At 73.3% G+C, this 9,358-nt stretch carries 8 protein-coding genes; 4 read left to right on the top strand and 4 right to left on the bottom strand.

Going from position 1 to position 9,358, the window contains the following annotated elements:
• Window positions 1-88: 88 nt before the first annotated feature.
• Window positions 89-2,965, top strand: coding sequence for a phosphoenolpyruvate carboxylase (locus FV234_RS14470; protein WP_147829980.1), 2,877 nt, complete (start codon window positions 89-91; stop codon window positions 2,963-2,965).
• A gap of 126 nt (window positions 2,966-3,091) precedes the next feature.
• Here the strand turns inward: FV234_RS14470 and FV234_RS14465 are convergent, their stop codons facing one another.
• The 4 genes from FV234_RS14465 to FV234_RS14450 all read right to left on the bottom strand — a co-directional run bounded on the left by FV234_RS14465 (window position 3,092) and on the right by FV234_RS14450 (window position 6,869).
• Window positions 3,092-3,541, bottom strand: a complete 450-nt coding sequence (locus FV234_RS14465; RefSeq protein ID WP_147829990.1) for an NfeD family protein — start codon at window positions 3,539-3,541, stop codon at window positions 3,092-3,094.
• Between the two features lie 5 nt (window positions 3,542-3,546).
• A complete protein-coding gene (locus FV234_RS14460) occupies window positions 3,547-4,530 on the bottom strand; it encodes an SPFH domain-containing protein (RefSeq protein ID WP_147829978.1) in 984 nt (327 codons plus the stop codon).
• 157 nt (window positions 4,531-4,687) lie between these two features.
• The gene (locus tag FV234_RS14455) at window positions 4,688-5,974 is read right to left on the bottom strand and encodes a nuclease (protein ID WP_147829976.1); all 1,287 of its coding nucleotides are present in this window, start codon (window positions 5,972-5,974) and stop codon (window positions 4,688-4,690) included.
• 10 nt (window positions 5,975-5,984) lie between these two features.
• Window positions 5,985-6,869 (bottom strand): hypothetical protein, encoded by an 885-nt coding sequence (locus tag FV234_RS14450; RefSeq protein WP_238272655.1) that lies wholly within the window; start codon window positions 6,867-6,869, stop codon window positions 5,985-5,987.
• Between the two features lie 351 nt (window positions 6,870-7,220).
• Here FV234_RS14450 and FV234_RS14445 point away from each other — a divergent pair, with 351 nt between their 5' ends.
• From FV234_RS14445 to FV234_RS14435, 3 genes are all read left to right on the top strand, one after another.
• Window positions 7,221-8,195 carry a lipid kinase gene (locus FV234_RS14445; protein ID WP_147829986.1) on the top strand — a complete coding sequence of 325 codons (975 nt, stop codon included), beginning with the start codon at window positions 7,221-7,223 and terminating at the stop codon, window positions 8,193-8,195.
• A 13-nt stretch (window positions 8,196-8,208) separates the two neighbouring features.
• A complete protein-coding gene (locus FV234_RS14440) occupies window positions 8,209-8,928 on the top strand; it encodes a TerC family protein (protein ID WP_147829974.1) in 720 nt (239 codons plus the stop codon).
• 86 nt (window positions 8,929-9,014) lie between these two features.
• A complete protein-coding gene (locus FV234_RS14435; RefSeq protein WP_147762190.1) occupies window positions 9,015-9,239 on the top strand; it encodes an AbrB/MazE/SpoVT family DNA-binding domain-containing protein in 225 nt (74 codons plus the stop codon).
• The last annotated feature ends 119 nt before the right edge of the window (window positions 9,240-9,358 follow it).

The raw sequence follows: 9,358 nt of genomic DNA, 5'->3' as shown, positions 1-9,358 counted from the left end.
CCTCTCCGGTCCCCGGGCCGCCTGCGCCTTGCGCGCGCCGGGCGTCCCCGCCAAAAGCCCCTGCCCCCGTCCTCCCGGAGCCAGACCGATGCGAACGCACGCCCAGCGCGACCCGGAGGAGCTCGAAGGCCACCTCGTCGGGCTGATCGAGGCCTCGCGCGAGCAGGCGAGCGAGGACCCGTTCCGCAACCCCGTGCTGGCGGTGACGCTGGCGATCACCCGCCGCTTCGACCGGGACGAGATCGGCGAGGCCGACCTCGACGCGCTGTTCGTGCGCTTGCGGGCGCAGGCTTTGTCCGACCGCGCGGCGCGGTTGCGCGCCTACGTCGGGATCGAGCACCATCCCGATGCCGACGCCGCGATGCCGGCGCGCCTCGTCGCCGCGGTGCCGGACCGGTCGGACGCGTTCGAGCGCTTCCGCGACGGGATCGGCCGCACCGCCTTCGCCGTGGTGTTCACCGCGCACCCGACCTTCGGGATGCCGAAGGCCGTGGCGGCGCTGCTCGCCGAGGCCGCGAGCCTCGACGACCCGGCGGCGCGCGCGCCCCTGATCGAGAAGGCCGCCCAGCTCTCGACCCGGCCGGACGCGCCGATCACCCTGGACGGCGAGTTCGAGCAGGCCTGCGTGGCAGCCAACCACGGCCGCGAGGCGGTGGACGCCTTCAACGGCGCGCTCCTCGACGCCGCGCGCAAGCGCTGGCCCGACCGCTGGACGGAACTCGTACCGAAACCCTTCGCCATCGCGAGCTGGGTCGGCTGCGACACCGACGGGCGCACCGACATCGGCTGGTGGGACACCCTGCGCTACCGCCTCGAATCCAAGCGCATGCAGCTCGACCGGGTGATGCGCCGCCTGCCCGCCATCCCCGCCGCGGGCGCGGTGCGGGGTCTCGCCGAGGCGGCGCTCGCCGCCGTCAACCGCCAGCTCGCGGTGGCGCCGCGGCTCGGCGACAAGCCGTCGCTGGAGGCGGTGCACCGCTTCGCCCTGGCGCTGATCATCGAGCGCGAGCGGGCGCAAACCGATTCCGCCGCCGTGCTCGCCGGCCTCTCCGCGGCGGTGGCGGGGGCCGAGGACGACGCCGACCGGCGCAGCCTCGCGGTCCTGCGCTCCGGCATCGCCACGCATGGGCTTTCGAACGCGCTGCCGCATTTCCGGCTCAACGCCAGCCAGATCCACAACGCGGTGCGCCGGGTCATCGACCTCGAGGGCGAGCCGACCGATGCGGCGCAGCGCCGCTCGCACCTCTCGGCGATCCACACCCTGCTCAACGACGTGCAGCCGGTGGCGGTGGATTTCGGGGCGCTCGCCGCCGAGCGGGCCTCGGCCGCCCGCCTGATGATGACGATCGCGCAGATCCTCAAGCACGTCGACGGCACCCACCCGGTGCGCTTCCTCATCGCAGAGACCGAGACCGGCTACACGCTGCTGGCCGCGCTGTGGCTCGCGCGGCACTACGGCATCGCCGACAAGCTCGAGATCACGCCGTTGTTCGAGACCGCGAGCGCCCTGGAGCAGGGCATCCGCGTGCTCGACGACGCCCTGCGCAACCCGCACTGGCGGCGCTACCTCAAGCGCATCGGCCGGCTCACCGTGCAGTTCGGCTATTCCGATTCCGGCCGCTACGTCGGCCAGCTCGCCGCCACCTTCTGGATCGAGCGCCTGCGCCTGCGCATCACCGAGATGCTGGTGGCCAACGGGCTCGCCGACGTCGAGCTCGCGATCTTCGACACGCACGGCGAATCGATCGGTCGCGGCGCGCACCCGACCAGCTTGCGCGACCGCCTCGCCTACCTCGCGCCGGAGGACGCGCGCACGCGCAACCAGAAGGCCGGGATCAAGGTCCGCCTCGAATCGAGCTTCCAGGGCACCGACGGCTACCTGCTGTTCGGGTCGAAGGAGATCGCGGAAGCCTCGATCGCGCGGGTGGCCGAGCACGTCTACGCGCTCGAGGTCGCCGAGGACGACGCCTTCCCCGACTACGCCCTCTCCGACGCGGCCGAGGGCGCGGACGCCGACGACGACCCGGTCTACGCCGAGACCGACTTCGCCCTGGAGTTCTTCACGGTCGTGCGCCAGGACATGGAGGCGCTGGTCGACGACCCCGGCTACGCGGCCCTGCTCGGCACCTTCGGCCCGGGGCTGATCGACCGCACCGGCTCGCGCCCGGTGGCGCGCCAGTCGGATTCCGGCGGGCCGGCGCTGATCACCCATCCGCGCCAGATGCGGGCGATCCCCAACAACGCGATCCTGCATCAGCTCGGATACCTCGCGAACTCGCTGCACGGGATCGGCCGGGCGGCGGGCCGCGCGCCCGACCTGTTCCGCGACATGCGCCGCGACTCGGTGCGGTTCTCCCGCGCCTTCCGGCTGGTCCAGCACGCGGCCTCCGTCGGCGACCTCGACGTGCTGCGCGCCTACATCGACACCCTCGACCCCGCCGTGTGGCTGGAGCGCGCCCGCCGCACCCGGAAGGACGGCCGCCGCGACGAACTCGTCGTCATCGCGGGCGCGCTGGACCGCCTCGACCTCGCGCCGAACCTGCGCCGCCTGTTCGGGCGGCTGACCACCGACGCGCTGAGCCTGCAGAGCACCGCCCCCGACCTCAAGAAGATGTCGGTGCGCCTCACCCTGCTCCACGCGATCCGCCTGGCGCTGATCCACCGGATCTGGTTCACCGCCGTCCACATCCCCGGCTTCCGGCCCCAGGCCGGGGTCAGCCGCGACCAGCTGCTGGAGCGGTTCCTGCGCCTCGACATCGACGGCTGCCTCAAGCTCCTCGACGAGATCTTCCCGATCACCCCCGACCCGACGCTCGGCCTCAACTTCGGCGAGCCGGCGGGTCCGCGCGACGTCGGCACCTACGAGGCCGAGCATTCGGGCCTGTTCCAGCCGATCAAACGGATGTTCGCCCAGGTGCGCGAGATCTCGGGGATGATCCAGCACGAGGTCGGGGCATTCGGGTGAGGCGGCGGCTTTTACGTGGTTCCGACCGGTAGGGGTGCGCCGCCCCCGCCATTCCGGGGCGCCGCAGGCGAGCCCAGGATGACGGGGTGGAGCGGGGACGGCCGTGGCCCGTGAGAAACCGCCTCCTCACACCCCCGTCACCCGCAGCACCGTCCCGTCGATCCCCGTGACCCGCACCCGCGCGCCGGCGGGGAGCTCGGGGCCGGTGATGCGCCACAGGGTGTCGTCGAAGCGGATACGGCCGGCGCCGTCGCGGATCGGCTCGGCGAGGAGCCCTTCGCGGCCGAGGAGGCCACGGTCGGCGCGGTTGAGGGTCGGGACGTGGCCGCGGCCGAGGCGGCGGGCGAGGAGCACCGCGGCGACGGCGAGGCCGGCGAAGAGCAGCACCTGCGCCTGCCACGGCAGGGGCGCCAGCGCTGCGACGAGGCCGGTGGCGAGCGCCGCGAGCCCGAGCCAGATCAGGAAGACGCCGGGCGCGGCCAGTTCCAGCCCGGCCAGCGCCAAGCCCGCGAGGATCCAGGCCCAAGCGGGACCGAGGATCGCGAGGGTCTCGGCGACGGTGTCGCGCAAGGTCACGACGCTCACGTCCGCGGAACCCCGACGCTGGGCGGCGCGCCGGAGCGTGGGCGCGCGGGCGCCGCGCCCTCTCCGAACACCGACTTCGTGATCTCGGCGATGCCGCCCAGCGTCCCGGCGAGCGCCGCCGCCTCGATCGGCACCACCACCACGCGCTGGTTCGGCGCGGTGGCGAGCGCCTTGATCGCGTCCACGTACTTCTCGGCCACCAAGAAGTTCGCCGCCGCGATGTCGCCCGCGGCGATTGCGGCGCTGATCATGCCGGTCGCCTTCGCCTCGGCTTCCGCCGAGCGCTCGCGCGCCTCGGCGTCGCGGAAGGCGGCTTCCTTGCGGCCTTCCGCCTCCAGGATCGCCGACTGCTTGCGCCCCTCGGCGCGCAGGATGTCGGCTTGGCGGTGGCCTTCCGCCTCCAGCACCGAAGCGCGCTTCTCGCGCTCGGCCTTCATCTGCCGGGCCATGGCGCCGGCGAGGTCGGCGGGGGGCACGATGTCCTTGATCTCGATGCGGGTCATCTTCACCCCCCAGGGCGAGGCGGCGGCGTCCATCACCCGCAGCAGCCGCTCGTTGATCTCGTCCCGGTGCGAGAGCAGCTGGTCGAGGTCCATCGAGCCGACCACGGTGCGGATGTTGGTCATCGTCAGCGTGCGGGTGGCGACGTCGAGGTTGGAGATCTCGTAGGAGGCGCGGGCGGCGTCGAGCACCTGGTAGAACACCACCGCGTCGATGGTGACGCCGGCGTTGTCGCGGGTGAACGCCTCCTGGCTCGCCACCTCGATCACCTGCTCCATCACGTTGACGCGGCGCCCGATGCGCTCGACGAACGGCGTGATCAGCCCGAGGCCGGATTCGAGGGTGCGGGCGTAGCGCCCGAAGCGCTCGACGGTGAAGACGTAGCCCTGCGGTACGATGTTAATGCCGGTGGCCAGCGTCACGATCACCAGGATCGCCGCCACGACCGCGAACGTGCTCAGACCGATCGAGAGACTCATCGCCATCCCCCTGGCGCCGACGCGGCGCGCCGGCATCCTAGCGCAGCCGGAGGCGACTGCGCGATCGGGCGCCGCTCTTCCTGGTCAGGGGCTGGGTTTCTCCACGTCGTCCGGTAGGATCGGGTCCCCGCTCCCGAACGGGAGTGGGATCCGCGGCTTACCGCTTCCACACGCCGATGCGCTCGGTGCGGGCGTGGTCCTCGGCCGCCACCAGCTCGGGGGAGGCTTCCGGAGAGGCGCGGCCGCCGCCGTTGAACAGGACCACCTCGGAAAGGTCGCGGCCCTCGACGGTGCAGGAGACGCTCTCGCTGCCCGGCACCGGCGTGCAGGTGACCGCACGGCCGGCGAGGTACTTGGAAAGCTCGTCGGCCTGCCCGCCCCGCACCCACTCGACGCCGAACAGGTGCAACACCTTGCCGGCGACGCGCACGGTCGCGGTGTCGATCACCTCGGCCTTGCCGCTGATCGCGTTGGCGGCCGGCGCGGGCGGCGGCTCGGGCAGGCCGACCGTGTCGGCGGTCTCCGGCGGCGGCGTCACTGGGTCGGGCGACGGGGTATTGGGCACGGATGCGTCGGCTTGCGTCGCGGTCTTCGTCGGGGTCTCGCCCTCCGGCGCGCGGTTTCCGACGACGAGCCCGGCCGCCAGCACCGCGAGCAAGGCCGCCGCGGTGCCGCCCGCCAGCCAGCGCCGGTGCTGGCGCACGGATTCGCCCTCGCCCTGCCAGTCGCGCAAGCCGGCGGCCACGCGGCCGATCCCGTCGCGGGCCGAGGCGCCGACCTGCGAGGCCCGATCGCGCCAGGCCGGCTGGGCGACCGGGTTTGGCGCGGCCGTGCCGGGCGTGGCGGCGCCAGACGTGGTGGCGTTGAGCGTCGTCGCGTCGGACCTGGTTCTGTCGGCCGCGGCCCGGCGCGCGGCGAGCCAGGCGGCCATTCCGGCCCGGACGCCGGAGACGCGGTCGACCGCGGATTCCGCGAGCGCCCTGCCCTGCTCGGTGGAGCGTTCGGCGAGGGCGCGGGCGCGCTCCGAGCCGGTCTCGACCAGGCGGGCGGTGGCCGCCCGCATCTCGGCGGCGCCGGCGATCAGCGGGGCGTCCCTCGTCACCTCGGGCTCGGCCGGCGCGATCGCGGGGGGCACGACCGCCGGCAGGAACAGGGCCGGGTGCCGGGCCTGGATCTCGTCGACGAGCTCGGCCAGCGTCAGCGGCGCGTCGGACCCGGCGTGGCGGCGCGGACGGCCGTGGCGATCGACGACGCGATAGCCCGCCGGCTCGGCCGACGGCTCGACCGCCGCCTCGGCCAGCAGCTGCAGCGTGCGCACGGCCACCGGCTTCGGGTTGCGGCGCGCGATCTCGGCCTGGACCTCGCCGCGAAGAGTCGCGCGCTCGGGGGCGCCGAGGACTGGGCGCTCCGTCGGGGCCAGGGTTTCCGCATCCGGGGTTGTCATGGCGTCTCGTCTAGCCGTTGGCGCCGGCTCCGGGAAGCGCGCCGACCGTGGCGCCGCGGCGCAGCACGCGGCTCGATTCCGACACGATCACCGGGCGGCCGCCGGCGAAGCTGACCTCCAGCACCAGCTCGGCCACCCCTTGCGAGCGCGCGCCGCGGGCCGGGCTGCCGGCCTGGAAGTCCACGAGGGTGCGCACGACGCAGCTCTGGAGCGCCGCGTTGCAGGCGGTGCGGGTGTCGCGCGGCTCGTAGCGCCGCTCCGGCCAGCGCTGCGCGAAGCGGCGCTTCTCGGCGAGCAGGGCCGCGAGCGTCGTCATCCGCCCGTGGAAGCGCAGGCGCTCACCGTAGAAGCGCGACGCGCCCGAGACCATGGCGCCGTTCGAGCCCGAGAAGGCGGCGAGGTAATCCTCGGTCAGGCCCTGCGCCTGTCCCGCCCAACCGGAGAAGCGTGGATCGGCAGCCGCCTCGCGCGGGGCGGCGGAAATCCGCGGCGCGACGGTCAGCGCGTTGGCGGCCGGCGTGTCGGAGAGGCGCTGCGCGGCACGCCGCCGAAGCCGCGGCCGCTCGGCCCGGCGGCTTGGGCCGCCCATGGCCGCGCCGTCGCGCTCGGTCTCGGCGAAGGCCGGCGTCGGGTTCGACGCGTTTCCGGCGGGCTTGGCCGCCTCCCGTGTCACCGGGGCGGCCGGAACCGGCGCCGCGGTTGCGGCCGGCTCGACTGGGGCAGGCGGAGCCTCGGCCTTCGGGGCGAGCGGGGCCGCCGGCGTGCCGGGCGCGGCCTTCGCCGGCGGGTCGACCCAGCCCGGGCGCGGCTCGGCCCGGGCCGCCCCGGCGGCGAGGATCAAGCCGAGCGCGAGCGCGGAACGCAGGCCGCCGACGCGTGAGGGATCAGGGCACATGGGATCACCGGAGGGTGGCCGGGCGGGGGGCGACGCGTTCTACGACGGCCGAGGTTAACGCGAACCGGTGGGCGCCCGGTTCCGTGCGGCTCTGCTCCGAAGCGCATCGGAGCCGGCCGATAGCGCTCGGGACACGCGAAACCGCATCTGCGGTCCCGGCAAGTTCGGAATTGCGGGGGCAACGGGGTTGAGATCGCCGGAACGGTACGCCACCTAGGCCGTATTCCGGGTCCGGGCCCCTCTGGCGGTCGAGGCGTCGACCGCGATGTCGGATCTCTGCCACGCCGTCGCCCCCGCGCCTCGCGGGTGGCGGCGAACGCGCCGAAGAGGTTACCGCCCTTGTCCGATCCGTTGAGCCGGTCCGTCGCCGGAGGTTCGCCGACGAGCGCGGAGGCCGAGTCGTCGGGGGCGTCGCGTCCGCGCCGGGCGCTGCTCCTGTGCAACCCGAAGGCCCGCAACGGCGGCGCGGCGATCGATGCCGTGCGCGAGGCGTTGCGCGCGGGCGGCCTCACGCTGGTCGAGCCGGAGCCCGAGCGCGATTGCTGCGCGGTGATCCGGCGGCACGCGCAGGACGTCGACCTCGTGATCCTCGGCGGCGGCGACGGCACCATGAACGCGGCGGCGCCCGCCCTCGTCGAGACCGGCCTGCCGCTCGGCATCCTGCCGCTGGGCACCGCCAACGACCTCGCCCGCTCCCTCGGACTGCCGCTCGATCCGGTGGCCGCCGCGGAGCTGATCACGCAGGCCGCGCCGCAGCCGGTCGACCTCGGCTGGGTCAACGGGCACTACTTCTTCAACGTGGCCAGCATCGGCTTCTCGGCGGATCTCGCCGGCGGCCTCACCGCGGAATCGAAGAAGAAGTGGGGCACGGTCGGCTACGCCATCGCCGCCTTCCGGGTGCTGCGGCGGGTGCGGCCCTTCACGGTGACGATCGAGCACGACGGCAAGCGCGAGCGCGTCACCACGATCCAGGCCTCGGTCGGCAACGGGCGCCACTACGGCGGCGGCATGACGGTGGAGGAGACAGCGACCGTCGACGACGGCAAGCTCGACTTCTACTCCCTTGAGGTGAAGCACTGGTGGCGCCTGCTCGCCCTGCTGCCGGCGCTCCGCCGCGGCACCCACGGCAGGGCCGAGGACGTGCGCGCCTTCCAGACCACCGAGGTGGTGCTGAGCACGCGGAAGCCGCGGGCCGTCAACACCGACGGCGAGCTCACCACCCACACCCCGGCCCACTTCAAGGTCTTCCCGAAGATCCTGAAGATCTATGCCCCGGATGCGGCCGACCGGCCGGGAGCCGGCGGCACCCGCTTCCTGCCGCTCTGACGCGAGGCGCCCGATGGACCATCTCGTTCAACTCGCCGCCGACCCGACGGTGTGGGCGGCGCTGGCGACCCTCGTGGTGATGGAGGTGGTGCTCGGGATCGACAACCTGATCTTCATCTCGATCCTCACCAACAAGCTGCGGCCCGAGCACCAGGCGAAGGCCCGCCGCATCGGCATCGGGCTCGCCCTGGTCCTGCGGCTGGGGCTGCTCGGCACGGTCGCCTTCATCGTGCAGCTGACGAGCCCCGTCTTCTCGGTGCTCGGCCACGCCTTCTCCTGGCGTGACCTGATCCTGCTCGCCGGCGGCCTGTTCCTGCTGTGGAAGGCCACCACCGAGATCCATCACAGCGTCGACCCAGCTCCGGAGAAGGCGACGGGCGACGCGACGCTGGGCTTCGCCGCGGCGATCGGCCAGATCCTGCTCCTCGACCTCGTCTTCTCGATCGACTCGATCATCACGGCGGTGGGCATGACCGAGCACGTGCCGGTGATGATGATCGCCGTCGTGACGGCAGTGGTCGTGATGCTGGTGGCCGCCGAGCCGCTCTCGGCCTTCATCGCGAAGAACCCGACGGTGGTGATGCTGGCGCTCGGCTTCCTGATCATGATCGGCATGACGCTGATCGCCGAAGGCTTCGGGGCGCACGTGCCCAAGGGCTACATCTACACCGCGATGGCGTTCTCGGCCGGCGTTGAAGGGCTGAACATGCTGGCGCGGCGGAGGCGGGCGTAGCGGCCGCCCGTCCCGCGCTTGCGCATCCGCACGGTCCCGCCCATTCTCGAAGGGACCGATCCCCGGCAACCCGTTTGGAAGACGCGATGGTGGCGCTCAAGCTCACGCAGATCGGCGACGCCGTCGGCGTCGTCCTTCCGAAGGAGGTGCAGGCGCGGCTCAACGTGTCGACGGGAGACACGGTCTTCCTCGTAGAAACGCCGGACGGCTACCACCTGACACCCGAGACACCGGATTTCGCGGATCAGATGGCAGTCGCCCGCGCCGTCATGAAGGATCGCCGCGACGCGCTCCGCGAACTGGCGAAGTAGCCGCGACACTCCGCCCTCCACCCCGCGACCTTATCCTGAGGTGCCCGCGCCGGCGGGCCTCGAAGGAGGTCTCCAGACATCGCGCGGCCGGCTGGAGGGCTCCTTCGAGGCTCCCGCTT

Source organism: Methylobacterium sp. WL8, assembly GCF_008040045.1.
Lineage (GTDB): Bacteria > Pseudomonadota > Alphaproteobacteria > Rhizobiales > Beijerinckiaceae > Methylobacterium > Methylobacterium cerastii.
Note: the sequence above shows the minus strand (reverse complement) of the source record. Positions and strands in the feature narration are given on the sequence as shown.